This window comes from Stenotrophomonas sp. STEN030, from assembly GCF_056759995.1.
The window spans coordinates 1-25,682 of the sequence record NZ_JBRREB010000026.1; the positions used below are offsets into that span (position 1 = coordinate 1).

Annotated in this window: 20 protein-coding genes; 4 read left to right on the forward strand and 16 right to left on the reverse strand. The window is 64.1% G+C overall.

Going from position 1 to position 25,682, the window contains the following annotated elements; translation table 11 throughout:
* Positions 1 to 128 precede the first annotated feature (128 nt).
* Positions 129 to 2,681 carry a bifunctional lysylphosphatidylglycerol flippase/synthetase MprF gene (gene mprF / locus ACVOLR_RS10690; protein WP_481536391.1) on the reverse strand — a complete coding sequence of 851 codons (2,553 nt, stop codon included), beginning with the start codon at positions 2,679 to 2,681 and terminating at the stop codon, positions 129 to 131.
* 162 nt (positions 2,682 to 2,843) lie between these two features.
* Here mprF and ACVOLR_RS10695 point away from each other — a divergent pair, with 162 nt between their 5' ends.
* The 3 genes from ACVOLR_RS10695 (at position 2,844) to ACVOLR_RS10705 (ending at position 4,505) form a co-directional block, all read left to right on the forward strand.
* Positions 2,844 to 3,536: a DUF998 domain-containing protein gene (locus ACVOLR_RS10695; protein WP_481536392.1), complete on the forward strand. Its 693-nt coding sequence runs from the start codon at positions 2,844 to 2,846 to the stop codon at positions 3,534 to 3,536.
* Positions 3,533 to 3,880, forward strand: a complete 348-nt coding sequence (locus ACVOLR_RS10700; RefSeq protein ID WP_481516473.1) for a RidA family protein — start codon at positions 3,533 to 3,535, stop codon at positions 3,878 to 3,880. The genes ACVOLR_RS10695 and ACVOLR_RS10700 overlap by 4 nt, the downstream gene beginning before the upstream one ends.
* 94 nt (positions 3,881 to 3,974) lie before the next feature.
* Positions 3,975 to 4,505 (forward strand): hypothetical protein, encoded by a 531-nt coding sequence (locus tag ACVOLR_RS10705; RefSeq protein WP_481536393.1) that lies wholly within the window; start codon positions 3,975 to 3,977, stop codon positions 4,503 to 4,505.
* Positions 4,506 to 4,655: 150 nt separating this feature from the next.
* Here ACVOLR_RS10705 and rnfB read toward each other — a convergent pair whose 3' ends face one another.
* The 10 genes from rnfB to ACVOLR_RS10755 all read right to left on the reverse strand — a co-directional run bounded on the left by rnfB (position 4,656) and on the right by ACVOLR_RS10755 (position 18,133).
* A complete protein-coding gene (gene rnfB / locus ACVOLR_RS10710) occupies positions 4,656 to 5,153 on the reverse strand; it encodes an Rnf electron transport complex subunit RnfB (protein WP_481536394.1) in 498 nt (165 codons plus the stop codon).
* 55 nt (positions 5,154 to 5,208) lie between these two features.
* A complete protein-coding gene (locus tag ACVOLR_RS10715) occupies positions 5,209 to 5,799 on the reverse strand; it encodes an HAD family hydrolase (RefSeq protein WP_481536395.1) in 591 nt (196 codons plus the stop codon).
* A 144-nt stretch (positions 5,800 to 5,943) separates the two neighbouring features.
* The gene (metG, locus tag ACVOLR_RS10720) at positions 5,944 to 8,022 is read right to left on the reverse strand and encodes a methionine--tRNA ligase (RefSeq protein ID WP_481536396.1); all 2,079 of its coding nucleotides are present in this window, start codon (positions 8,020 to 8,022) and stop codon (positions 5,944 to 5,946) included.
* Positions 8,023 to 8,279: 257 nt separating this feature from the next.
* Entirely contained in the window at positions 8,280 to 8,726 is a 447-nt protein-coding gene (locus ACVOLR_RS10725; protein WP_481536397.1) for a DUF2147 domain-containing protein, read from the reverse strand.
* Positions 8,727 to 9,164: 438 nt separating this feature from the next.
* Positions 9,165 to 12,743, reverse strand: a complete 3,579-nt coding sequence (locus ACVOLR_RS10730) for a M1 family aminopeptidase (protein WP_481536398.1) — start codon at positions 12,741 to 12,743, stop codon at positions 9,165 to 9,167.
* A gap of 11 nt (positions 12,744 to 12,754) precedes the next feature.
* The gene (locus ACVOLR_RS10735; protein WP_481536399.1) at positions 12,755 to 13,648 is read right to left on the reverse strand and encodes an ABC transporter ATP-binding protein; all 894 of its coding nucleotides are present in this window, start codon (positions 13,646 to 13,648) and stop codon (positions 12,755 to 12,757) included.
* Between the two features lie 282 nt (positions 13,649 to 13,930).
* Positions 13,931 to 14,326 carry an SMU1112c/YaeR family gloxylase I-like metalloprotein gene (gene gloA2, locus ACVOLR_RS10740; protein WP_481536400.1) on the reverse strand — a complete coding sequence of 132 codons (396 nt, stop codon included), beginning with the start codon at positions 14,324 to 14,326 and terminating at the stop codon, positions 13,931 to 13,933.
* Positions 14,323 to 15,393, reverse strand: coding sequence for a serine hydrolase domain-containing protein (locus tag ACVOLR_RS10745; protein ID WP_481536401.1), 1,071 nt, complete (start codon positions 15,391 to 15,393; stop codon positions 14,323 to 14,325). The genes gloA2 and ACVOLR_RS10745 overlap by 4 nt, the downstream gene beginning before the upstream one ends.
* Before the next feature lie 20 nt (positions 15,394 to 15,413).
* A complete protein-coding gene (locus ACVOLR_RS10750) occupies positions 15,414 to 17,309 on the reverse strand; it encodes a DUF885 domain-containing protein (RefSeq protein ID WP_481536402.1) in 1,896 nt (631 codons plus the stop codon).
* A 146-nt stretch (positions 17,310 to 17,455) separates the two neighbouring features.
* On the reverse strand, positions 17,456 to 18,133 hold the full coding sequence (locus tag ACVOLR_RS10755; RefSeq protein ID WP_296245975.1) for a DUF502 domain-containing protein: 678 nt from the start codon (positions 18,131 to 18,133) through the stop codon (positions 17,456 to 17,458).
* A 78-nt stretch (positions 18,134 to 18,211) separates the two neighbouring features.
* Here ACVOLR_RS10755 and ACVOLR_RS10760 point away from each other — a divergent pair, with 78 nt between their 5' ends.
* The gene (locus ACVOLR_RS10760) at positions 18,212 to 19,516 is read left to right on the forward strand and encodes a hypothetical protein (RefSeq protein ID WP_481536403.1); all 1,305 of its coding nucleotides are present in this window, start codon (positions 18,212 to 18,214) and stop codon (positions 19,514 to 19,516) included.
* A gap of 1 nt (position 19,517) precedes the next feature.
* Here the strand turns inward: ACVOLR_RS10760 and ACVOLR_RS10765 are convergent, their stop codons facing one another.
* The 5 genes from ACVOLR_RS10765 to ACVOLR_RS10785 all read right to left on the reverse strand — a co-directional run bounded on the left by ACVOLR_RS10765 (position 19,518) and on the right by ACVOLR_RS10785 (position 25,565).
* The gene (locus tag ACVOLR_RS10765) at positions 19,518 to 19,979 is read right to left on the reverse strand and encodes a DUF4442 domain-containing protein (RefSeq protein WP_481536404.1); all 462 of its coding nucleotides are present in this window, start codon (positions 19,977 to 19,979) and stop codon (positions 19,518 to 19,520) included.
* Between the two features lie 58 nt (positions 19,980 to 20,037).
* Positions 20,038 to 21,681 (reverse strand): CHASE2 domain-containing protein, encoded by a 1,644-nt coding sequence (locus tag ACVOLR_RS10770; protein ID WP_481536405.1) that lies wholly within the window; start codon positions 21,679 to 21,681, stop codon positions 20,038 to 20,040.
* The gene (locus ACVOLR_RS10775; protein ID WP_481536406.1) at positions 21,678 to 23,330 is read right to left on the reverse strand and encodes a FecR family protein; all 1,653 of its coding nucleotides are present in this window, start codon (positions 23,328 to 23,330) and stop codon (positions 21,678 to 21,680) included. Before ACVOLR_RS10775 ends, ACVOLR_RS10770 begins: the two co-directional genes overlap by 4 nt.
* A 162-nt stretch (positions 23,331 to 23,492) precedes the next feature.
* A complete protein-coding gene (gene trxA, locus ACVOLR_RS10780; protein WP_481536407.1) occupies positions 23,493 to 24,356 on the reverse strand; it encodes a thioredoxin in 864 nt (287 codons plus the stop codon).
* Positions 24,357 to 24,845: 489 nt separating this feature from the next.
* Positions 24,846 to 25,565, reverse strand: a complete 720-nt coding sequence (locus ACVOLR_RS10785; RefSeq protein WP_481530931.1) for a DUF2968 domain-containing protein — start codon at positions 25,563 to 25,565, stop codon at positions 24,846 to 24,848.
* Positions 25,566 to 25,682 lie beyond the last annotated feature (117 nt).

The window sequence follows — 25,682 nt, forward strand, 5'->3', positions numbered from 1 at the left end:
GGGGTGGGGCCGGTGCGCCGCGCCCGGGGCGGCCCCCCCCCCCCCCGCCCCGCCCCCCCACCCCCCCCCCCCCCCCCCCCCCCCCCCCCCCCCCCCCCCCCCCCCGCTCCTACAAAAGAAGCAGATGGCTATTTTCTGCTCGGATCCAACGAGATCAACCGGGTCACATCCAGCAACGCAGCAGGTAGATGCACGCCCCCCGGCGCGGCCAGATAACGTGGCCTCCACTCCGGTGCGAACTTGGACTTGAAGCGGCGCAGCCCGCTGAAGCCATAGAAACGCTCACCGTGCCGCGCGACCAGATTGGCAAAGCGGTTCCAGCGACCGGCGAGCCGGTGCTGGACCAGGCCGGTCAACGGCGCCATGCCCAGCGAGAAGCGGGTATAGCCATTGGCAGCGCCCCACAGAAACAGCTCGATGAAGAGGAAATCCATCGTGCCCTTGGGCGCATCCGGACGATGGCGCATCAGGTCCACCGACAACTCATGCCCGGCCGGTGCCTGCCAGATATTGGCAAACGCGACGATGCGGCCCTCGGCCTCGACCAGCGCCACCGGGAAGCGGCTTAGATAGTCGGGATCGAAACTGCCCAGCGAGAAGCCTTTCTCTTCGCCAGCCTTTTCGTCCAGCCAAGCGTCCGAGATGTCTTCCAACTCGCTCAGCAAGGCCGGTACCTCACTGGCCGATGCCAGCCTGAAGCTCAGTCCGCCACGCTTGCCTTTGTTCCATGCCTGGCGCAGGTCCGCGCGTTCGCTGCCGGCCAAGCTGAAATCCTGCAACGGCACCATCGCTTCCTCGCCTAGCTTGACCAGGGTCAGGCCCAGGTCAAGATAGTGCTGCCAGTACTTGTCGCTGGTCTGGTAAAACACCGGGCGCAGGCCAAGCCGGTCGGCTTCCTCGCGGAATTTCCAGATCAAGGCAGCTGCCACCGTTGGTGGCCCGACCGGGTCGCCCATCGCCACCAGCGAGCCGCCGTAGCGCTGCAGCATCACGAAGCCGTCTCCGGCTTCGCTGCGCAGGATCGCCTTGTCGCCGGTCATTGCCACGCAGGCCTGGGTGTCCTCGGCCAAAGCCAGCACCGGGCGCAGTTGCTCTAGCGTTGCTGCATCAGGCAAGGGCAGCGGACTGCGGGTGCTGTGCAGCAAGCGCGCCAGTCCAAACACGATCAGCGCGATGCAGACCAGCAGCAAGGCGCGCAGCGCACGTGGGGCATTACCGGAGGTGGCGAACTGCCACCACAGTTCGTTCTGGTATTCGACGTGGCTGTAGACGAAAAACAGCAGCCACACCGTCGCCACCAGCACCAAGGCGACATTGCGCAGCCATGGCCAGGACCATGCCTCGTCCAGCAACGCGCCTTCGCGGTAAAACTCGCGCCGTGCGGCCCATAGCGCCACCGCTACCAGCGGCAAGGTCAGAGCTACCGTCAGATGCCCGCCGCGCAGCCATGCCGGCACCGGCAAGGCGATGCACAGCGCCAGCGCCAGCATCCAGGCAGAGTGACTGCGACGTTGCAGGCCTTGCCCGATCAGCAGCAGCAACACGCCGCCAAGGCTGCCGAGCAGGTGCGAGGTTTCCACGATCGGCAGCGATGCTGGCAACAGTCGTTGATGCGGTACTGGCAGGGTGCCGTCGATCAGCAACAAAGCACCGGCAGCGAACACCGCCAGCGCGATCAACTGCGGCAGCCATGGCCGGATCACCGACCAGGCGGTGCCAGCACCACTGCGCAGCGGACGCCGTACGCTGGCCAGCGCGGCCAGCAGCGCGGACAGGAACAACGGCAGCAGGTAGTAAGTGATGCGATAGGCCACCGCGGCGGCGAGGATGGCGGCCGGTGCCACCTGCGGCAGCAGCTTGAGCAGGCTCCACTCGAACACGCCCAGCCCGGCCGGTACGGTGGAAACCAGCCCGGCCACAACCGCCACCAGATACAGGCCGACGAAGCCCGTGAAGCTGACCTCGGCCTGCGCCGGCAACAGCACATAGAACGCGGCCGAGGCCAGACCCAGCTCGACCACGCTCAGTGCAGTGACTTCCAGCACCGTGCGCCGGTCGGGAATCCACATGCGGTGCTGGCCCCAACCCACGCTGCGGCCGTTGCTCCCGACCAGCAGCAACATTGCGGCGAAGCCGGCCAGCAAGGCGATGCCGAGCGTATGCACAGCTGTGGCCGAGATCGGCAATGCCAGGGCCGCAGCGCCTGGTTCCAGCAGCAAGGCCAGGCCAAGCAGCAACCATGCGCCAAACACAAAGCCCAAGGTGCTCATCAGCACCACCTGGCCGATCTCGGCCAGGCTCAGCCCGGCCTGGCCGTAACTGCGTACGCGGATGGCGCCACCGGTGAGTGCGGCAAAACCCAGCGTCTGCCCAGCAGCATGCGCCAGAAAGGCGGTTATGCCGACGCGAGTTGCCGGCAACGGATGCCTGGCGCGGCGCAGGCCGATCGCATCAAATCCGATCAGGCATGCATAGCTGGCCATGCCCAACAGCGTTGCCATGCCCAGTTGCGACCATGAGAGCCCGCGCACTGCGCTGCGGATCTGGTGATAGCCATGGTCGCTGAACTCGCCGGCCAATGCATGCAGTGCCGTCGCCATGATGGCCATTGTGACGAGGATGGCAGCGATGCGGCGCCAACCCGGCGTTGAAGGCTCCGAAGACGTGGAAGACGCGGTCATGCAGGTGCTGAAGGGTATGCGCTGGTGCGGCGCGGACGCATAAGACTAGCCCTCATGCGTGATGGTGGCTGCATGCGCGGGCCAGGGCGTTTTCACCGGCTTCAGTCGGCGTGGTGGGTGCAGGCGCACTAGACTTGGCAGCTCAAACGCTGGGGAACGGGCATGGGCGAACATCGGCGCAAGGCAGGGAGACAATCGGCCGTACCGGAATTGGCGGTATTGGTGGCGTTGCTGCTGTTCTTGCTCATTGCCATTGGCCTGCAGTTCGCCCGTGATGATCTGGATTGGGTGCGCGCCACCCTCAGCCTGTATCTGCACGGCCCCTATGGCGTGCTGCTGCGCGGGGCCTACTGCGTGCTGGCCTTGGCCATCGCCGCACTCGGCTTGATGCTGTACCGGCAGGCGCGCGGAAGCGCGCGACGTGGCTTGCCGCCCAGTTTGTTTGCGGTGGCCGGAGTTGGTCTGGCTGGAGTGGCGATCGGTGACAGCTGGTTGCCGCAACATGCGCCGCTGTTGGCGCCCTTGCTGCATGGGCTGGCTGCGCAGACCGCCTTCCTGTGTGTGACCGTAGCGATGCTGCTGCAGGCTTGGTGCTTCGGCCGTGACCCACGGTGGCAGGGCCTGCATCGACTGGCATGGATATGGGCATGGTTGGCCTTTGCTGGGCTGTGGTTGCACGTACTGTGGCGTGGCAGCCCGCGTGGACTGGGGCAGAAGCTGGTGATTGCAGCGGTGGTGGGCTGGTTGCTGTTGGTGGCGTTCTCGGCATGGCGTCGTTCACGCAAAGAAACGCCTGAAACTTCCACTTGCCCTCACAATGGCAGGCACACCCACAACACGGAGTCACCCCAATGATCCAGCGCTTCGATACCGGCCCGCGCATGTCGGAAATGACCATCCACAATGGCGTGGCCTATCTGGCCGGGCAGGTGCCGGAAGATACCAGCGCAGATATCGTTGGCCAGACCGAGCAGGTACTGCAGGCCATCGACGATCTGCTGCGCCTGGCACCGACCGACAAGACCAAGATCCTGCGTGCCGAGATCTTCCTGGCCGACCTTGCCGACTTCGCGGGCATGAACCAAGCCTGGGACAAGTGGGTGCCGCAGGGTGCAACGCCATCGCGCGCCACCGTGCAGGCCAAATTGGCCAACCCGGCGTGGAAGATCGAGATCGTGATCACCGCTGCGGTGCCGTAAGCGGGCTGATTGAAATCGTCAATCTGCCTTGGACGTTACGGCGCCCTTGGCAGTTCAGACATTGCTGTCTTTGCAGGGAGGCAAGGGGAAAGGAATGAAACGCAGTCTGTTGTTCGGCGTATGTTGCGCGTTGACTGTTGCCAGTGCGGCCGTATGTGCCGCGCCACCGGCGCAGGCGCCGCTGTCGAAACTGATCTACGCGCAAGTGCCCTTGCAGCGCGTTGAGCCCTTGGACTACCCACAGTTCAAGCTGATCGAGGCCGAGCTCCGCAACACCGTGCGTCGATTTGGCGATCGCCGCGTGCCCAACCACTTCTGCGCGATTGGCTACCAGCTCGGCGGCGGCACGGTGGAAACGGTGCTGATCTGGGACAACGCGCAATGGCTGATCCGCTGGTGGGGTGGCGACGCGCTGGCTACCTCGGAGGAACGGCATGCGGTGTCCGCATCGTTCTCGCCGGTTACTGATCTACGCACGGATCTGGTCGAGGACAACCGCTATCCGCTGGGCACGCGCGCGATAGTACGCGCGGATGCGGAGGCCTTGATTGCGGATTGCCAGGCGCATGGACGGCAGTATACGGTGCCGCCGCTGGCGCCCAAAAGCGAAGATGACGAGTACTGACCAAGCGCGCTGTTGCTCGTTTGTGGGAGCGGCGTGAGCCGCGAAACTGGCATTGTTTGGATCACAGTGTTCAACATGATCTGGAACAGCTGCGCCTTTGCCGATTTATATCGGAATCTTTGCCAGCTGGGTTTCTACGAGCTTCGCGGCTTACACCGCTCCCACAACCCCGGCAGATCCTGCATCCGATACAGTTAGCAGCTCAATGCAATCCACCGGACAGGGCGGGATGCACAGCTCGCAGCCTGTGCACAGGTCGGCCAGCACGGTGTGCATGTACTTGGCGCCGCCGACGATGGCATCGACGGGGCAGGCCTGGATGCACTTGGTGCAGCCGATGCAGTCGGCTTCAACGATCACCGCAACCTGTGCTGGTTTGTGTTCACCGCGGCTGTGGTCGTAGGGCAGGGCTGCAACACCTAGAAGATGGGCAAGCGCCCGCGCGCCCGCGTCGCCACCAGGCGGGCAGTGATCTATACCGGCGTCGCCAGCGGCCATGGCTTCGGCATAGGGACGGCAGCCGTCAAAACCGCACTGCCCACACTGGGTCTGCGGCAGCAGACGGTCGAGGCGTTCGACCAGCGCGGCAGTTCCTTCTCCCGTTGGCAGAAGGTTGCGTGCAGCGTTGGATGAGGGTTGGGTAATCATTCGTTAGTCCTGCTGTTCGCCCTCACCCCAACCCCTCTCCCAGAGGGAGAGGGGCTCAGGTCAAGCATTTGCCGCGATACCAACGCTCGTGCGCCAGCGCCAGCATGGGCTTGTCCTCGCTGCTGTCGCCGTAGGCATGGATACGTTGGAACGAACCCAGGTCGAACATGCGCCGTACCAGTGCGACTTTGTGCCGCCCGCAGTCGCGTTCGGCGTAGCGCCCGGTGAGGCGATTGTCCTGCACTTCCAGCTTGTTGCAGATCATCTTCAGGCCAAGCGAATCGCACCAGTGCTGCAGGTACAGATCAATGGAGGCCGATACCACCGCCACGGTATGGCCCTGCGCCTTGTGCCATTGGATCTGCTCCAGCATTTCCGGGCGCACCATGTCCGGCAGGTGCTCGCGTGCGTAGTCGCGCGCCATCTGGGTGACTTCACCGGCATGGCGGCCGGTGAACACCTGTGAGGTGACGCGGCGACGGATGCGCTCGGCGGAGATCAGCTTCAGCCGGTAGGCCAGCAACCACGGCCCGACCCGCCACCAGCCCTGCGCGCGCTGCTCCGGCGTGGCCACGCGACGCAAAAACCGACTGTAGGTGTCACAGACGGTGATGGTGTGGTCGAAATCGAAGAGGGCTAGCTGCATGGGGTCAAGGCGGGAATCGAGATTGGGAGTTCGCAACCGCAAGAACGGGCGTGGGTTTTCGATGTATCTGGAAGCCCTGCTGCCTGCGCGATGTCGGAACCAGGGCTGTAACCGCTCCCTGATCCCGACTCCCGAGCGCCGGCTTCAGCGAACCGGCATGCCCGGCAATGCTCCACCATCGGCATCCAGCAGCGCGAGCGCGCCGCCGTCGAAACCGGCCGACAGGATCATGCCTTCGCTCAGGCCGAAGCGCATCTTGCGCGGGGCCAGGTTGGCGATGAACACCACGTTGCGGCCGACCAGCGCTTCCGGCTCGGCATAGCTGCCACGGATACCGGAGAAGATCTGCCGCTGGCCGAGGTCGCCGGCATCCAGCAGGAAGCGCAACAGCTTGTCCGAGCCTTCGACGAAGCCACATTCCAGCACCTTGCCGATGCGCAGGTCGAGCTTGGCGAAATCGTCGATGCCGATGTACGCGGAGGCTTCACCTTCGGCCTTGGCTTCGGTCTTCACTTCGACCTTGGCGGGCTTTTCGGCCTTGGCCGGCTTGGCCTCTGCGACGGGCTGGGCGGCGAGGGTGTCCTTGGAGGCGTCGGTCATTGCGTCAATCATCTTGGTGTCGATACGGGTGAACAGCGCCACGTAGGCGGCGATGCTGTGTGCGGTCAGCGGGACGGTGATGTCGTCCCAGCCGTGAACGGGTGCATTGAGGAAAGCCTCGGCCTGCAGCGCCGTGGCCGGCAGCACCGGCTTGAGGGCGGTGACCAGCACGCGGAACAGGTTCAGGCCCTGCGTGCAGACCGCCTGCAGTTCGGCGTCGGCACCCTCTTGCTTGGCGATGACCCACGGCTTGGTGTCGTCGATGTACTTGTTGGCTTCATCGGCCAGCGCCATGGTCAGGCGGATGGCAGCAGCGGCGTCGTTGCGCTCGTAGGCCTCGCGAATCGGGGCCAGCGCGGCGATGAAGCGGTCGTACTGGGCTTGGTCCGGCAGCGCGTTGGCCAGTTTGCCGTCGAAGCGCTTGGCGATGAAGCCGGCGCAGCGGCTGGCCAGGTTGACGAACTTACCGACCAGATCGGCGTTCACGCGGGCGGTGAAGTCGGTCAGGTTCAAATCCAGATCGTCGACGCCGCCGGAGGACTTGGCGGCGAAGTAGTAACGCAGCGCTTCCGGTGCCAGGCCGGCATCCAGATAGGTGCGGGCCATGATGAAGGTGCCGCGCGACTTGCTCATCTTGGCGCCGTCCACGGTCAGGTAACCGTTGACGTGCAGCTTGGTCGGCGTGCGCAGGCCGCTGCCCTTCAGCACCGCCGGCCAGAACAGGCCGTGGAAGTTGACGATGTCCTTGCCGAGGAAGTGGTGCAGCTCGGTACTGCTGTCAGCGGCAAGCACGGCGTCGAAGTCGTCGCCGGTCTTGGCGCACAGGTTCTTGAAGCTGGACAGGTAGCCGATCGGCGCGTCCAGCCACACATAGAAGTACTTGCCCGGTGCGCCGGGGATCTCGAAGCCGAAGTAAGGTGCGTCACGCGAGATGTCCCACGCGCGCAGGCCGCCCTCGGCATCCAGCCACTCGGCCAGCTTGGCCTTGACGCCGGGCAGGGCCACGTCGCCGGCCAGCCATTCGCGCAGGAACTCCTGGAAGCGGCCGACTTCGAAGAAGTAATGCTCCGAATCACGCATTTCCGGGGTAGCGCCTGATACGACCGACTTCGGCTCGATCAGGTCGGTCGGGCCGTAGGTGGCGCCACAGACTTCGCAGTTGTCGCCGTATTGGTCGGGCGACTTGCAGTTCGGGCAGGTGCCCTTGATGTAGCGGTCGGGCAGGAACATGCCCTTGGCCGGATCATAGAACTGCGCCACCGAGCGGCGGCTGATATGGCCGGCGGCGTCGAGCTTGGCGTACAGGGCTTCGGTCAGCTCGCGGTTGGTGGCCGAGTTGGTCGAATCGTAATGGTCGAAATCCACGCCAAAGGCGGCGAAATCGCGCTCATGGCCGGCCTGGATGTTGGCGATGAAGGTTTCCGGGCTTACCCCGGCCTTCTCGGCGGCCAGCATGATCGGCGTGCCGTGGGTGTCATCGGCGCAGACGTACCAGACCTTCTCGCCCATCATTCGCCGCGCACGCACCCAGATATCGGCTTGGATGTAACCCACCAGATGGCCGAGGTGCAGCGGGCCGTTGGCGTAGGGCAGGGCATTGGTGACTAGGGCGTTGCGGGTCATGGCGATGGTTTGCAGCAGGGGACTGCAGATTATCGCATGGCTGAAAAGAAGCAGCCCCGGGAGACCGGGGCTGGTGCTTTGGCTGGAGCTTGCAGGTCAGAGATCGAGCCAAAGCTCCTTCCTTCTCCCGCATGCGGGAGAAGGTGCCCCGAAGGGGCGGATGAGGGGGCTTTTGACTTTCCAGCTAAACGCTCCCCCTCACCCCAACCCCTCTCCCGTGAACGGGAGAGGGGCTTCAAGCAACGGCTTTGAGCGGCTTACTGGTCGCGCAGCCAGGTCTGGGTGCGGCAGATGAAGGCGATGCAGCCGGAAACGTCCAGCTTGCGGCCGTTGTCCACCAGTGCCACTTTCGAGCTGTAGGTCTTGCCCTTGGCCGGGTCCAGAATGGTGCCGTTGGCCCACTTGTTGGTGCCGTCCGGGCGGACGTTCCAGAGGATGGTCATGCCTTCGATCGGCTTGCCCTTGTTGGCGCCTTCACATTTGTTGCAGACCGGATGCGGGCCCTGCTCGGACTGCAGCACCTGCAGTACCTTGCCGCTGAGGGTGCCGTTGGCGGCCTGGCTGATCTCGACGATGGACTTCACCCGGCCGGTTTCGTCATCAATGGTGCGCCAGCGGCCAGCAGCGCTGTCACTGGCGCTGGCGGAGAAGCCGGCAGCCAGCAGCGGCAGGGCCAGCAACAGGGTCTTGAAAGTAGTACGCATGTTTCCCCTCCCAGGGTGGGTTTGGTCAGCGGCCGGTGGCGCTGTTACGAGCCGAATGTAACCGCATTCGGTCCCGTACGGAATCCGCAGTGCAGCAGATTGGCGGGCATGTAGTGCCGAGCCATGCTCGGCAGGGACTTTCCCGGTAATGCTCCAACAGCTGCCCTCACCCCAACCCCTCTCCCGCAAGCGGGAGAGGGGCTTTGAGGTAGTGGCGAGCCATGCTCGGCAGGAGCTTTCCCGGTAATGCCCCAGAAGCTGCCCTCACCCCAACCCCTCTCCCGCGGGCGGGAGAGGGGTTTTGAGCAGGAGCGGAACCTGCAGTGCCGAGCCATGCTCGGCAGGGGGGGGGCGGCAATGCTTCAAGAGCTGCCCTCACCCCAACCCCTCTCCCGTGAACGGGAGAGGGGCTTAAGCCGGGCGTCGCTCGCATCTTGCTTACTGCACCGTCACCCGCTTGCGGTTGTCGGCCGATACACGGTCGATCAGCTTGTTGTACGGGTCGAAGCCTGCTTCATCGGGCTTCTGGTCCACCGTGATCGTGATGCTGGGCGCCGCGGCGGTGATGTGATGACGCTGCAGGTACAGCACCTTCTCATCGCGCTCCTTGCCGGAAGCACCCTTGGCGAATACGCCAACCTCGATCCAGTCGTCCAGCGTCCCTGCGGTTTCCTTGCCCATGCCGTCGGCGTAACGCTTGTCGGCGTGCAGTTGCAGGGTCACGTCGTAGCGGCCGTCGGCGCGCTTCTTGGCATTGGCCTCGACCACGCGGTTGTCATAGAAGCTGATCTTCTCGAACAGGTCGGTGATCAAGGCCTGTTGCTCGGGCTTGGCTTCGGCGCGGATGAACTCCAGCAGTTCGGCCGAAGTGGTGTACGGCGGCTGCTGGAAGGCCTTGGCCTGGATGAAACGGGATAGCGCACGGTTCAGTGCTTCCTCGCCCATCTCCTCGCGTAGACGGTAGAACACCACTGACCCCTTGCGGTAATGGATGTACTGCTGATTCTCCACCCGGTACAGCGGCAGTTCCTCCACATCCTCGCCGCCGCGGCCCGACAGGTAGTTGTCCAGTTCGTCTTTCAGGAACTGACGCATATGGCCGCGTCCGTATTCCTTCTCCATCACCATCAAGGCCGAGTATTGCGACAGCGATTCGGACAACACGGTCGCACCCTGCACGTTGGCGCCGATCACCTGATGTGCCCACCACTGGTGCGCCACTTCATGTGCGGTGACATAAAACACATAGTCAACATCATCCTTGTCGCGCAGGTCGGCGATGAAACCGATCGATTCCGAGTAGGGGATGGTGTTGGCAAAGCTCTGCGCGAACGACTGGTAGCCCGGGAACTCGATGATGCGCACCTGCTTGTGCTGGTACGGGCTGAAGTTGGCCTCGTAATACGCGAGTGATTTCTGCACGCCCTCGATCATCCGATCGACGTTGTACGGATGCTTGGCGTCGTAATAGATCTCGATCGGGATGTTCTTGTACGTAGCCTTCTTCACCTGCCAGCGTGCCGACAGGTAGGCATAGAAGTTCAGCATCGGTCGATCCATGGCATAGCTGAAGCAGCGGCGGCCATTGCGTTCGAAATCCTTCTGCAGGTAGCCCGGTGCCAAGGCGATCTGGTCCGGTGCGGTGCAGATGGTGCTGCGGAAATCCAGCCAATCCGAATCGTTGGAGATATAGGTATTGGCGCGTGCGGCTTCATCTTCCAGCTTTGGCATGCGCGTCGGTTCGCCGAGGTCACGCTTGCGGCGCTCGTTGCGGTCGCCGATCTCCGCGCCGGTGTCATAGCCGAACGCAGGCAACACGCGGCTGTTGAAGAAGCTGCCGTTGTCGACGATCTGGCTCTGGGCCTGGTCGGAGGTGATGCCGTTGGGATGGATATCGACGGTGAAGCGGATATCACGCTCCTCGCCCGGTGCCATCGGTGCGTCCAGGTGATAGATGCGGTAGCCCAGTTCCTCATCGTGGGTGGTCAGCTTGGCACCGCCCATCTCGATGCTGGCCAGTGTGCGGTCATCGCCCATCGCGACATGGATGTCGGGAATCGCCGCCGAATGCGTATTGCGCACGCGGTAGACGCCATCGATGCGTACCGACTGGGTTTCCGGGTGCAGGTCGACATTGTTGTCGATGGCGATGATGCGCGGCTGCGGCAGGTCCTTGTACTTGCGGTATTCACGCTCGTAGCGGGCCTGGAGGTCGAGCTGCTGGTCCGGCGAAATAAACTCGTTGCGGATGTTGGTGCTCCAGTACAGCCAGCCACCGCAGGCGATGAAGGCGAGCGTGGCCGCTGCCAGGCCTGCCCCCAGCGGACCGCGCAGGCGCTGCTTTGCCAATCGCAGGCGCTGCCGCCAACCCGAATCCACACCGCGTACCCACAGGGCAGCACACAGCAACAGCAATGCCAGCAGGAACAGCATCCAGTAGCCCTGGAAGGCCAGCTGCCCGGTCAGGAAATGGCCGTAGCCGTTCATGTCCGAATACGGGGCGATCGGCCAGCTGCCGAAGTTGTACAGGTTCTGGGTGTAGTCGAGCATGCCTAGCACCGACTGCCCGATCAGCAACAGGATCAGCAACGCATAGCCCATGAACTTGTTGTTGCTCAGTACCTGCAGCACCAGCGCCATGCCGCCCATCAGGATATAGACCACCGAGTCCAGCGCCAGCGTCTTGACGTACAGCAGCGGCTCGATCTGGGTGTAACCCTTGCTGAGCTGGATGATGATGGCAGTAAGCGCGCCCACGGCCTGGAACGCGAATACCACCGCGATCAGGGTGAGGAACTTGCCCAGCAGCGGCACCCAGTTCGGTACCGGCATGGCATCGCTGATGCCAGCGATGCGTGCGCTGCGCTCACGCCACACCAGTTCGCCGGCGTAGAACAGCACGATGATGATCAGCAGGAAGCTGAAGCTGCCCTGCAGTGCCTCCAGCATCTGCGAGGTCACCGGCCAGCTCGGCGTACCGTACATGGTGCGGCGGTGCAGGGCGGTGGGGATGAAGTTGGCCATGCCCAGCACCAGCAACACTAGGAAGGGCGCACTGCGGAACACGCCAAAGGCATCAAATCCGACCTGACGCAGCAGCTGCCGCCAGCCGGTCGCAGCGTTGAAGCTCGGGGTCACCTTGGGGGCAACCACATTGCTGCGCTTGCTGTCGGTGGTAGCGACGCTGGCCACCTTCTTGCCACGCTTGCGGCCGGTGCCGCTACGCTCGGTGCGGAACAGGGCGAAGGTCGCGGCGAACAGGGCGCCGGTCACCGCCAGCCACAGCACCCGGTTCTCCAATAGATAACCGGTGAACGCGGGCAGGCCGGTGTTGCGCTCTTCGGCCGACCAGTAGCGCGTTGCCTGGCTCATCGCGGGCATGCCGAGCGGGTCGAGCAGGGCGGCAATACGCATGTTGTCGATATCGGCCAACAAGGCACGACTGACGCCGTACAGCACGAAGAACACGATGACGCCGATGTAGACCCACAGGATGCTGCGGGTGGTGACTGCCAGCAGCGCCAACAAGGCGGTGGTGAACAGTACGTTCGGCAACACCATGAAAACAAACGACCAAAGGTAGGGCTGCAGCGACACCGGACCAAGTCGGGCTGCATCGATCCACGGCATGAACTGGGCGATGAACAGGCCAGCTGCGATGATCACGTACATCAGCAGGCTGGCCAGCAGGGCGGCGCCGAGGCGGCCCAATAAATAATCGCGGCGTTTGATCGGGCTGGAGAACACCAGCTCGGCGGTGCCCAGTTCAAAGTCACGCAGCAATGCGTTGCTGACGAACAAGGTCACCACCAACAGCCCGAGCAGGGTGAAGGAGGTCATGAAGGTGGCGATCACCGAGGGTGCATTGCGATGCACGTTGCCGATGCCGCCCCCGATCTGGATGGCATCGCTGGAGGCAGCGCCGAAGGCGATCAGGGCGAACAGCACTGCAAGCAGCCACAGCAAGGGGGAACGCAGCTGCTCACGCAGCTCGAAGCGCAGGAAGGCGAGGGTCATGGTCGTCTCCGTCAGGCGGCCTGCGCCTGCAGGCGCAGGCGCTGGAAGTAGACGTCCTCAAGCCCCGGCGCGACCGGTTCGAAGCCTGCTTCAGGGCAGTTGTCGGCGAACACATGGATCACCGGGTGACCGCCGACCAGTCGCGTCGACAGCACGGTGAAACGGGCTTCGTAATCCGGCAGCGCGGCCTTGGCTACCTGTTTGCGCCAGACTTGTGCCTGCAGTGCGTTGATAGCTTCGGCCGGCCGTCCGGTCAGCAGTACCTCGCCCTTGTTCATGATGGCCATGGTCGGGCACAGGTCGGTTACGTCCTCGACGATATGAGTGGACAGGATCACCGCCACGTTCTCGCCGATCTCGGCCAGCAGGTTGAGGAAGCGGTTGCGTTCCTCCGGGTCCAGGCCAGCGGTGGGTTCATCGACGATGACCAGCTGCGGGTTGCCGAGCAGGGCCTGGGCAATGCCGAAGCGCTGGCGCATGCCGCCGGAATAAGTGCCGAGCTTGCGCTTGCGTGCATCCCACAGGTTGACCTGCTGCAGCAACGCTTCGACCACTTCCTTGCGCTGCTTGCGCGCGGTCAGGCCCTTGAGCACGGCGAAATGGTCGAGCAGGTCCAGCGCGCTCACTTTCGGGTAGACGCCGAAATCCTGCGGCAGGTAGCCGAGCTTGCGACGCAGTGCGTCCTTGTCACGCAGGATATCGATGCTGGCGCCATCGGCGGTGGTCAGCGTGGCGCTGCCGGCATCTGCCTCCTGCAGCGTGGCCAAGGTCCGCATCAGCGAGGATTTGCCGGCGCCATTGGGGCCGAGCAGTCCGAACATGCCGCGTGGAATGTCGAGATCGACATTTTTGAGTGCGTGTACGCCATTGGCGTAGGTTTTCGACAAACCACGGATCTGCAGCATGGGGACCGAACCTCTCCTTGGATGATGGCTGTCACATTCAGCTACAGCCGGGCTCCCTGCAATGCGCCGGAAGTCATTAGGACCAGGGACGTGGTTAGGGGCCAGATGTGACCGGCTACGGAAGGACCGGTTGTGGGAGCGGTGTAAGCCGCGAAGCTGGGGATGCTGGCGGAAGATGCGACCGGCAATCTGACGATGTACGAGTTTCGCGGCTTACGCCGCTCCTACAGTCCGCAGCGCTGATAGGGTGCTTGGAAAACCCCTGCCGAGCATGGCTCGGCACTACGGGATGGGTGTTTCGTAGAGTTCCAGCGGGAGGTCGTCGGGGTCGGCGAAGAAGGTGAAGCGGCGGCCGGTGAATTCATCCACGCGTATCGGCTCGCAGGTGACACCTTCGCGCTGCAGATGCGCGACCACCTCATCCAGCGCGGAAACGCGGAAGGCGAGGTGACGTAAGCCGCAGGCTTCCGGGCGGCTGGGGCGTGCGGGCGGATTGGGAAAGGAGAACAGCTCCAGCTGGCTGCCGTCGGGTAGGCGCAGGTCCAGCTTCCACGAGTCGCGCTCGCTGCGGTAATTCTCGGCGATCACTTCCAGCCCGAGAATCCGCACATAGAAGTCACGCGAACGTGCGTAGTCGGCTGCAATCACCGCAACATGATGAATGCCAAGCAGACTCATCGCGCGGCATCCAGCCAGCGCCGGGCGATGTCGATGGCCAGCGCATACGGCTCGGGTTCGTTGCGGTTGCTCAGCACGATCACCGTCAGCTTCTGCTTGGGGTAGCGCACGATCACATTGCGGAAGCCGATGCTCTCGCCGCTATGCCACAGCGCATCGCCATTGATGCGCCAGCCGAAGCCATAGAACGGCACGTCCGGCTCGCCGGTCTTTGTCGCCGGGCTGAAGGCCAGTTGAAGCGAACTGGCCTTCAACAGGCGCTCGTCGTACAGCGCCGCATCCCACCGAGCCAGGTCATCGATCGAGGAATAGATGCCGCCATCGCCGAGCACCGCGCTGGTGGTGCTCTGATCGGTGCGCTGCCAGCGACCATCGATCTGGCTGTAGCCGTAGGCGCGATTGGGCACCTCATCGACGCCGTTCTGATGTGCGTAGGTGTTGCTCATGCCCAGCGGCAGGAAGATACGTTGGCGCACGAAGCTGGCGAAGTCGCTGCCCGAGGCTTTGCCCACCACCAGTGCCAGCAAGGCGTAGCCGCTGTTGCTGTAGCGGTAGTCGCTGCCGGGTGTGAAGTATGTGCGGTTCTCTTTCTGCAGCAGCTGCAGCACGTCGGCGTCGTGGACCTGACGGGTATCGGCCGGGTCCATCAGATCTTCGTAGTCGAGCAGGCCGCTGGTGTGGCTGAGCAGCTGCCGCAGGGTCATCGTATCGGCCACGGCCGGCAGGCTGGGCAGCCACTTCTTCAGTGGATCATCGATGCCGAGCTTGCCGTCTTCGGCCAGCAGCAGGATTGCCGCGGCGGTGAACTGCTTGCTGACCGAGGCCAGCCGGAAATTACTAGCCGGCGTGACCGCGGTGCCGTCTTCCAGTACTGCCAGCCCGTAGCTGCGGCGGAACGCGGGCTGGCCGTCTTTCAATACCAGCACCGAAGCGCCGGGCACCTGGCCGTCGTAGCGCTGCATCAAGCCATCGATACCCGGATCAGGTGGAGCCAAGGGGGCAGCACATGCCAAGCTGGAGCACGCGAACAGGCAGAGCAGGGCAAGTCGGGGTTTCCAGCGCGGCATGGTGGCTCCTTGGCAGGTGATCAGGCTTTCTTGCTGGCGATCCAACGGTCAATCTTGGCTTCAAGGATGTCCAGCGGCATGGAACCGTCCTTGAGAATCTCATGATGGAATTCACGCGGGTCAAAGCGATCGCCAAGTGCGGCTTTGGCCTTGTCGCGCAACAGTCGAATTTTGATCTCGCCCACGCGGTAGGCCAGGGTCTGGCCGGGCAAGGCCATGAAGCGCTCGACCTCGGAGGCGGCGTCGGCGGCGGGAATATCGGCATTCTTGACCATGTACTCAGTGGCCTGCTGACGGCTCCAGCCAGCAGCATTGAGACCGGTGTCGGCGACCAGACGCACGGTGCGCAGCAAGGTGGTCTGCAGATAGCCGAGCTGGTCGTAGGGGTCGTTGTACAGGCCAAGCTCCTGGCCCAGTGATTCGGCGTACAGGCCCCAGCCTTCGACATAGGCGACGTCGCCACCGAGACGGCGGAAGCGCGGCAATGCGGTCAGTTCCTGCTGCGCACCCAACTGGTAGTGATGGCCGGGAATGGCTTCGTGCAGGTATTGCATGGTCACTGCCCAGCGCTTGCGAGAGGGCAGGTCGCTGGTGTTGACGTAGAGCACGCCCGGCTGCTGGCCGTCGGCGCTGCCGGGCTGGTAGCTGGCGGCACTGGAGGTGGCGGCGCGCTCGGCCTCGACAGCCTTGATTTCCAAGCTGGCCTTGGGCCGCTCGTTGAACAGCGCTGGCACGGCGGCATTTACCCGGACGCCGGTCTCGGCATAGCGTGCCAGCAAGGCATTGGCGTCGCGGAACACGAACTGGCGGTCGTTGCGCATCGCGTTGAAGGCTTTCTGCTGTGAGCCGCGGATCTTGGCCTGCTTCATCACCGCATCGATGCGCGCCTGCAGGCCCTTGACCTCCTGCTCGCCCAGCGCGTGGATCTCCGCCGGTGTGCGGGCCGGCGAGGTGCTGCTGGCAACATTGTGTGCATACCAGGCGCTGCCATTGGGCAGGGCGGCCATGCCATCGGTGCTGCGGGCGACAGCCATGTATTCGGTGGCGATGAAACCGCGCAGCGAACGATAGGCCGGCATGATCCGGTTCTCGATCATGCGCTTGTATTCGGCAGTGAGCCTGGCCTTGTCCTCGGCGGAGAACTCCGCCGGCATATTGCGGATCGGGCCCCAGAACAGGCTTTCTTCGGCTGTGGGTTTGATCACCGCATCGAGCTGAGGCAGTACTTTCTCCATCAATGCGCGGGGCTGCACAACGCCGGCGGCCTTGCCTTCGCGCATGTTGGCGATAGCCTGGTCGAACAGTGGCGGAATGCCCAGCGAGCGCTTGGACCAGTTCTCGTAATCCTTGACCGTGCGGAACGGCTGCGCGCCAGCGCCCGAGCCCAGCACCGCGATGATGCTGGACAGGTTGTAGTACTGGTTGATCGGCAGCATCCAGGTCGGGTACTGCTCGCCGGCCAGCGAGACCTGCGCATCGCGCACGAAGATTTCATAACTCAACAGGTCCTGGCCCTGCAGGCCGGTGGCACCGACGGCCTGGACCTTGCCCAGCCATTCGACCATGAAGTCATGCGATTGCTGGCGTGAAGCCGCGGACAGGAAGTTGGGCAGCTGGTCGTTGTAGCGCGGGTCGCCTTGGAAGGTGGCCTGCAGCGGGCTCAGCCGCATCGAGGCGTCCCAGTACTCGTCATAGATACGGTTGAGCTTGGCGGCGTTGTCCTGCTTGATCGGCAGCGGCACTGCGGCCGGGCGGCGCGGGGCCGGGCGCGGCGTGGCGCGGGGTTTGGCGGCGCGGCTCTGCGGCGCTGACTGGCGCTGGCTTTTCTTCTTCGCCGCATCGGCAGGGGCCGCAACGGACAGCGTCATGATCGAGGCAATAGCAAGCGCTAGCAGGCGCAACGGGCTGTAAGGCATCAGGTGTTCCGCAAATACATCGACCCGGGAGCTTGCCCGATATCAGCGGTGACGACCAGCCGTGGCGCGGATGAACACGCGCCGGTGATACAGCTCTGGTTATGCCCAATGCCCAGCGGTGATTACCGCTGGGCTTGGGATCAGGCTTACCGGTCGACGGAGCGGGTGAATGGCACGCTGTCCGGGGCGACCGCGCCGCCGGAAATGATGAAGCTCATGGCCTGGTCCACGGTCCAGTCGGTGGGGGTAAGCATCTCCACCGGGACGATTTCCAGGTAGCCGGAGGTCGGGTTGGGGGTGGTGGGCACGTACACGGCAGCCAGTTCGCGGCCGGTACCCTGTTCCTTGAGGACCCGGGTAACCAGTCCGATGGACTTCATGTCACGGTGCGGGAAGTCGATCAGCACCACCCGCTGGGTGCTGCCGGGCTTGGTCTGCAGGATGTCCAGCAGCTTCTTGGCGCTGTCATAGATGATGCTGGCCAGCGGAATACGGCGGATAACCGCACCAAACCAGCGCAGCAGCTGCTGGCCGATGACCCGGCGGCTGAGGATGCCGACCAGCAGGATGACCAGCAGGGTCGCCAGCAGGGCGGTGATGTCCTGCATCCACTCGACCTTGATCCAGCCCAGATAATCCGGGAACGAGGCGGCAATACGCTCGGAAAGCGGCACGATCAGCGGGCTGCTGATGCCCGAGAGCAGGACGAACACGAATTTGACGACCACCCAGGTCAACCAGATCGGCAGCAGGGTCAGCAGGCCGGTGAGGAAAAGACGTTGCAGGGAGGGGCGGGGGGCGGGGGAGACGGCTTCGGGCGACATCCGCGAATTGTAGCGGGATGCCGCAGCCGGTTAACCTCCTGACGTTCAGGGACGAGTGCGTAGGGGAGGAACACTGTGTTGAAAGGACTGCGTTGGGTGCTGGGGGGAATGCTGCTGGTAATCATCGTGGTTGTTGCGGCGTGGAGTGTTTCGCGATTGATGCCGGTACCCAAGGCGGAGCGCGACGCGCTGGCGCTGATGCAGCAACCCATTCATTTTGTCGGGCGCAATGCCTTCGAGGCTCTCTGGCTGCTCGATTTCGACGATGTTCCGGCGGCAGAGCGGCCGGGCTTGATCGAAGAAGACCGCCTGCGCGTCGCAGCCTTGGCCAAGCAGCCACTGGCCGATGACCAGGTGCAGCTTACGACGCTCCGTGCAGCGCAGGAGCGCTATGCCAGCCCGCCGCCGCTGCAGCCACCATGCCGTTGGACCAGCGACGACTGCGTTGCCCAGTTGCGTGCGAACCCTGCCTCGGCCGAAGCAGCGCTGCTCGGCCAACAGGCTTTGCTGACGCGGATAGCGGCATTGTCGGCTTACGACCACTACCAGAATCCATTCGTGCCTGATGCGCGGGCCCCGATGCCGAACTGGGCATTGCTGCAGCGCTCGCTGACCGCACACGCCTTGGCACATGTGCAGGGGCGCAGCGCCGACGCGCTGACAGGCCTGTGCAACGACACCCGCACGGCGAAGATGCTGATGACGCATGGCGATGGGCTGATGCCGGCGGTTATGGGGGCATCCATGGTCCGCGGCAATGTGGGTGTGCTGGCGCAGGTGCTGGCCGAACTGCCTGCTGACCATCCGCTGCCTGCCTCCTGCGATGGCGTTTTCACCACTCCGCCAGCCGCTGCACTGAGCCTGTGTCCGGCCATGCGCGGAGAGTTCCGTTTTGTCACCGAAGGGCTGTCGCGGGTGGAGCAACCGCTGGCCGTGCTTGTCTGGGACCGTGACAAAAGCAAGGCCCGCACCGCGCTGGCGATGCAGGGAGCTTGTACCGATGCGGCCGCGCAGGCGCTTGTTGCAGATCGAGCCTTGTTTATCGAGCCGCCGGTGCCGTCGTCGTGGCGGTTTGAATGCCTTGCCAATATGGTTGGCTGCGTCCTGGGTGACATCGCAGCGCCCGCTTACCGGACTTATGCGCTGCGCCTGCAGGATGCAGGGGCGGGTCTGCGCCTGGCCGAAGCACTGCTATGGCTACGCACCCATCCACACGCTGATGCCGCCGAAGCGCTGGCGGCGATGCCGGCGCCCTTGCGTGAGGGTGAACGGCCGCTGCGCTTGAGCGATGATGGCCTGCACCTGCAGGTCGCACTGTATGCCAAGGCCGGCAGCGAAGGAGTGTTGCGCGTGCCGCTGCCGGCAACTCGTGTCACGCGGTGAGTCAGACCTGGCTGCGAGCTTCCGGCTTGAGTCGCACGTAGACCTGCTTGCGCACCCGCGCCACCACTTCGCCTTGCGCGTCGAGCACGTCGTTCTCGAACCAGTGCAGGTACTTGTCGCCGTTGGCGGTGGCGGTCTTGACCTCATCCAGGGTGGCGTCGTCCAGGCGGAATTCGGTCCATACCACGCCGCGGCCGGGCTTCAGGAACTCGATGGTGCCGGCCTTGTCCCAGACGAAGTAGCGGCTGCCCATGTTCTGTAGCAGGCACAGCATCCAGAACGGGTCGGTCATTGCGAACAGGCTGCCGCCGAAATGGGTGCGCACGTAGTTCACATTCCACGGCCGCTGCCGCAGCTCCACCCGCACGTAGCGGTAGTCGTTGCTGATGGTGGTGACGTGGATGCCGGCAAACAAGAACGGCGGCCACAGATTGATGCCACGACGGAACAGGCTGGCTTTCATTGCGGATGCAGACGAACAGGGGAGTCGGAGTCTAGCATTCGCAGGCGTATGGAAGGGTTCAGTGCGGCCAGGGCGGGGCGATGCGGTAGCCATCGCGGCCGGCCTGCTTGGCCTGGTACAAGGCCGCGTCGGCGGCTTCGAACAGGCGCGCCGGGCCGTCGTCAGGGCCGGGCAGCACGCTGCACACGCCGATGGTGACGGTGGTTCGGATCTTGCTGTGCTGCGCCTTGTCGACCGGGATGCTGAGCTGGCGTACGCGGCTGATCAAGCTCTGCACCAACTGCTCGGCGCCGGCCGGCGGGGTGTCGGGCAGGATCAGGGCGAATTCGTCACCACCGAAGCGCGCGGCAAGGTCGCGCGGACGCCGTGCCATATCCTCGATGGTGCGGCCCAGGTAACGCAGCAGGCGATCGCCGACGTAATGCCCGTGGCTGTCGTTGCAGCTCTTGAAGTGATCCACATCGATCAGCAGCAGGGTCAAGGGGCGGCCGCCACGGCGGGCGGCATCGGTTTCCCGCCGCAGCGTCTCTTCAAAGCGCATGCGGTTGGCCAAGCCGGTAAGCGGGTCACGGTTGGCTTGGCGGCGCCAGTAGCGCATCTGCCAAAGCGTCCAGAACAACAGCATGCCGATGAAGCCAGCGGTCGCCGCAACTGGTGCGAACCACAGATTGGCGCCATGTAGCAGAGCCAGACTCAGCAATATGGGAGCGGGGATGGCCAATGCGCCCAGCAGCCAGCGCTGGCGGATGGCGGAGGTGATGCCAAGCGCGCCCAGTGCCACCAGCGCCATCGTGATTGCAGTCTGCAGCAGCGGTGGCAGCGGACGGATGGCGTTGCCGGCCAGCAACATCGATGCGACGTTGGCTTGATACTCGCTGCCGCTCATCCAGTTGTCGCGCGAAGTCGGGGTGAGCAGGCGCGGTGCAATGCCGCTGGCGGTCATGCCGACAATGACCAGACGGTCCTTCAGCAGATCGTTGGGTATCCGGCCCTCAAGCACGTCGATATAGGACATCTGCGGAAAGCTGCCGGGAGGCCCGGCATAGCGCAGTCGCACATAATGATCGCGATGCCATTGGTAGGGAGAGCGGGTCCGTGGCGCAGGATCGACCATGCCCGGTAGTGGCTCGTTGATCCCGGCCAACGCGGCACCGAGTGCAGGCCAATGTGGCGAGCCGATGCCTGCCTTGAGATAGACGCCGCGTGCAACGCCGTCACCGTCCACTTCGATATCGGTGTGTGCGAGCGCTGCTGCCGCTTTGGCAATGACGGGCACTGGCAGCAGTTCTTCGGGCACCGCTTCGTCACTGGCTGGTGCGGCCAGTACCGGCAGCACGACCCGACCATTGCGGCGGATCGCTGCGGCCAAGGCGTTGTCCTGGCTGGCGTCCTTGCGATCGGCGTCGGGCAGCATCAGGTCCAGCGCGACACGCTCCGCGCCCGCTTGATGCAGGCGATCCAGCAACCGCGCATGGACGCTTCGCGGCCACGGCCATTGGCCCAGTTGCTGCAGGCTGCGGTCATCGATGGCGATGATCGCCAAACGCGGGTCAGGCTGGTACTCCCAGTCGCCCACCAACAGGTCGTAGCTGGCGACATCCTGCTGCCAGAACAACCGGGCATGGCTGAGCCAACCGACCACCAGCGCGCAGCCAAGTACAAACAACAGCCGGACCTGCCAGCGCGGTCGTAGTGGTCTCATAAGGCGAGCAGCAGCAAGGCGCCTGCGCCGACGCCATAGCAGAGACGGCAGCGCAGCTGAATCTGCTGCGGCGTGGAGAACGTGCTGGCATAGCCATCGTCTTCGATGCTCTGCACGCGGACGTGCAGGGTTCCGCCGCGCCAGGGCTGCTTGAATGCGATCTCGGGAATGTCCACTTGTTCATCCAGCAGCAGTCGGGAGAAGTCTGCCTTGCGCGAGATCTGCACGCGATAGTGCTGGGCGGCGCTGTCTGCCGGCCAGCGCAGGGTCAGCAGACCCTTTTGGTCTCTTGCCGAGTCCAGAGGCATCGCAACGGGCGCATCACTGAGCTGCAATGGCAATGCCTGACCGTAGCGACCGGGGTTGTTGTCGCCATCAACCGAGGCCAGTCGCCAGAAATAGTCGCCAGCCGGCAGTGGACTGCGGATGCGCAACTGCTGGTTGCTTGCCTGTTGTTCGACCAAGGGGTGCAGGAAGTCGGAGCTGTCGGCGATCTGCAGCACGCTGCCAGTGGCGCCAGCAACCTTGGCCCATTGGAAGCGTGGCTGCAGCTGATGCACGGTCTGCCCATGCAGCGGCGCCAGCGTCAAGGGGGCGGGCAGGCCCTCCGGTACAAAGAAATCATGTTCGGCATCCAGGCCTTCGATGCCATCGGTGTCGATGGCACGTACCAGCAGGCGCAGCTGGCCTGGCGGCAAGCTGTCGATGCGGATCTGTGTTTCTGCCAGCTCGCGGGCGAACAATACGACGTCCGGCGTTGCCGCCAGCACCACCTCTACACGGTAACGTCTGGCAGCATCCAGCGGCTGCCAGGCAGCCAGCAACGGCAGTGGTTGCAGTCGCAAGTGTGATTCAAGCAGCTGGGGGGGCGGCAGCAGTGGCTGCGGCTGTGCCGGCGCGCTGCCCGCGGCGCGGATCAGGGTTGCGTGGCCGCCACCAATCACCCGCTGGCCGGCGCGATTGCCAACCTGCACACGCCCCTCGACGACTTCGGTGGCTGCCGGGCTGTCCTCGTCACCGGCGTTAACCCGGAACAAGGTGCCGCGCACGCTGCTGGTCGCGGTGGGGGCGGTGATGATGTAGCGCGATGCCGGGCCGCGCGCTGGCGTCACCTGATTGCTGCTGCGCCCGCGCTGCAGCCGCATGCGTGTGTCCACCATGCCAGTGGCGCCGTAGCTGCTGAGCTGGTCAAGCTGCAACAGCGAGTTCTCGCGCAGTTGCAGGCGTGAATTGTCGGCAAAGCTGAGGGTGACGCTGGCATCGTCACCGGTCTGCAGCTGGCTGCCGATCGGCAGCAGCATATTGGCCTGCAAGGCGCGCGTGCCGTTGACCGAATCGCTCACCTGGGCCTGCCCGCGTAGTGCGACCACCCGTGCCGGTGCTGGTTGCACACGCAGCCAGGCGATAGGGAAACGCAGTGTCTGACCGGGTGGGAGCCGGTATGGATCGGCGATCTTGTTATGTTCCTGCAACTGCTGCCAAGGCACGTCGGCTTGCAGGTAGCGTGCGCTCAGATCCCACAAGGTGTCGCCGGGGCGTGCGCGGTAGGTCCAGTCCTGGGCACTGGCCAGCGTTGCCCAGCACAGCAGCAACGCAGCTACCAGCAGCTGCAACAGAGATGGGCGAACGTCGATGTTTCTCACGGCCACTTTGGCTCCAAAAACGCGTGTCCGTTACGCTGACATCGTGCTGCTTGCAACTTCATCGTCATTCGATCCAAGGCGCCGTGGCGAGGGCCACGGCAGGATCATCCATGATGTGCTGTCAATTTTCGTGCAATTGACACGAAAATTGAACTGTCTGGCATCAAGTTAAAACAGTAGCGAAGACATCTTCCGGCGGTAGCGCCCCACCAGGTCTTCGTCTTCGATCACCCGGAAGGCATCGATCAATGCTTTTTTCGGCAGGCTGTCGCGGAAGCTGCGATCGATGCGCAGCATCTCGATGAACTGCTCCAGCGCGGCTTCATCTTCGCCGGCCAGTAGATGCTGGATGCCCAGCAGGTAACGCGCTTCCAGGTCATTGCCGTCGGCCTGCAGGCGTGCTGCCAGTACATCGCTGGCCGGGGCGTCCTGCAAGGCGGCGGCAAAGTCCAGACGCGCGCGCGCGCGGATGGCGCGGTCGTCGGTGGCAAGGTTGGCCGGCAGGCCGTCCAACAGCTCACCGGCCTGGCTGGTTGCACCGGTCTTGAGCAGAGCCAGGGCCAGATCGAGCTTCAGCTCGGCCTTGTCTGGCTCCGCGGTGATGGCCTCGCGCAATGCAGCGACTTCGGCCTGCGGGTCCAGCGGCAGGGCCTGGATTTCTTCTTCGGCGGTAGCAGCCGGCTCAGCCGGCATGACACCGTGCTGGGTCAGGAACTCACGCAACTGGCCCTCTGGCATCGCGCCGGGGAATCCATCGACGATCTGCCCGTCCTTGATCAGGAAGACGGTGGGTACCGAGCGGATCTGGAAGGCGGCAGCGACCTGTTGTTCCTTGTCGACATCGACCTTGGCCAGCTCGAACGCGCCGTTGTACTCGCCGGCGAGCTTTTCCAGCAGCGGCCCCAGGCTCTTGCACGGCCCGCACCAGGTGGCCCAGAAATCGACCAACACCGGAGTCTGCATGGATTTCTGCAGGACTTCGGCCTCGAAGGTCTCGGTGGTGGCCTCGAATACGTGGGGAAGATCGCTCATGGCTGGCTACGTTGCTGTCAGGAATGTCCTTTATGGCGACGGCGGGGCGGGTTCTCAACCTCTGTGGGGCTGGCGCGGCAAATAACAGGCGAGGCAGGCTGCGGGGCGGTAGCCATGGGCTTTACCGATGGTGCCGTAGTGCCGAGCCATGCTCGGCAAAGGCTTTACCGGCAGTGCGGGTAGTGCCGAGCCATGCTCGGCAGGGGCTCTACCGGGCAGGCCCTTGCCGCGCACGGATCGGCACCATGCTCTGCCCCCTCCCTTTCGCGCAGCGAAGGGGGAGGGTTGGGGAGGGGTATGTTCTTCGCGGGCTGATGCCGTGGTGGCATCGTGGCTTTTGGCCCGAGGTTACCCTGCGCTGCTCCAGCAGGCGGTCCGGGGCTGATGCGTTGCTGGGCAGGCCCTTGCCGAGCATGGCTCGGCACTACAAAAAACGCCGCCTTCCCCGAGGAAAGGCGGCGTTCGCGTTTTTTCCGTGACGCTTGGGCGTCAGGGATGGCTGGCCGGTTCCTGGGTGGTGTGGATCACCGGGGTGGCGGCGGTCGCCGGGGCGACGCTGGGAGTGGCTGGCAGGGTCAACTCGGGATTGACCTGCTGCGCCTGCAAGGCCTTGATCTGCTGGTTCAAGGCTTCCAGCTGGGTGTTGGTGGCGCGCAGGTCCGAGCTCAGTGCCACGGCTTGCTGCTTGCGCTCCTGCAGGGCGTTGCTGACCTGCAGCGACTGCTGGCGTTGCTGTTCCGCTTCCTGCTGCAGGCCGCGCAGGCGGCGCTCGTTCATTGCTACCAGCTTCTCGCTATAGCCCTTGCCGGCCTGCAGGCGGATGGTGTCCAGATAGACCTGGGCCAACTGCTTGGTCTGCTCGGCGAAGGTGAGGTAGAGCGATTCGGCGCTCTCCACCGAATCAGTGCGGATCACCCGCCAGAACTCCTTCTCGTGGAACAGCGCCACGTAGTAGTTCAGCGAATCAGCGTGGAACAGCAGGCTGGCGCCATAGTTGCCGTTGTAGGTGGTGCGCAGCTCGGTGAGCTCGTGGTTGCCCATCAGCCGTTGCAGTTCGGCCACGGTATTGCCCACGGCGCTGTCTTCGCTGTTGGCGGGGGCGGCCGGTACCTCGGCTTCACCGCGTTGCCAACGGCCGGCCATCGCGGCAGGTGCCGTCAACAGGCCAACAACCAGGAAGAGTGCACAGCCAAACCGGCTCGGAAGCATTTCGATCCTTCTCATAAGTCCTCGTAATTCCCCCGAATTGCGATGGCCGTCGCATTTCATGAATGCGCCTTGTTCGTAACCGAGCATAGCACGCGATCTGGCGCTGGAAAGCATTGC